Here is a 778-nt window from a genome sequence, read left to right as displayed (position 1 = left end):
GGTCGGCGAGAATTATGGCAACCACTTTTATGTAAACCTTGCCTATCGCATCAACCGGCCGATCACGTTTAACGAGCAAGCCCGTGGCTTGGGACTCTTGCGCGAAATCATAGTATATTATGTGAATGGCACAGGCCTACTTGCGCGGCCAACGGCACTAGTGGCCGGCTTCGTGCGCACCCTGTCCGTTCTGCAGACGCCCGACGTGCAGTTCCACATGGTGCCCGCGACGAAAGATCCGGCGTGGCCGGGACGGCTCGAGAGAAAACCTGGCATGAGCGTCGCGATCAATCAGTGCCGCCCCGCGTCACGTGGTTCAATCCATATCAAATCGCCAATGCCGGGCAGCGAGCCAGCCATTGAGCCGAACTACCTGACCTCGAAGATGGACTGTGACTGCACAGTGGCCGGCTTGCAGATCGCGCGCAAGATCATGCAGAATCCTGCCATGGCCAAATGGATCGATCTTGAGATCTATCCGGGCGCCGAGGTGCAGAGCTACGAAGATTGGCTCGACTACGCTCGACATGCCGGAGGGGGACTCCATCATTTTGTCGGTACTTGCAAGATGGGCAACGATCCTATGGCGGTTGTTGATGATCGCCTGAGTGTGCACGGCCTTGTTGGGCTGCGCGTCATCGATGCCTCGATCATGCCGACCGTGCCTTCCGGTAACACCTACGCGCCGACGATTATGGTGGCCGAGAAAGGAGCCGATATGATCAAGCAAGATGCTAAAAATGGCATCAAGCTCAAGGGCCGCGGGCTCGATCTATCC

General features: G+C 57.3%; 1 protein-coding gene. It reads left to right on the top strand.

The window, feature by feature from the left end; genetic code table 11:
* Nucleotides 1-778, top strand: a 778-nt coding sequence (locus AC0L3B_RS38150) for a GMC family oxidoreductase (RefSeq protein WP_473382694.1), incomplete at both ends; no start/stop codon positions are given.

It is taken from the genome of Bradyrhizobium sp. Kon56, assembly GCF_055807635.1.
Note: the sequence above shows the minus strand (reverse complement) of the source record. Positions and strands in the feature narration are given on the sequence as shown.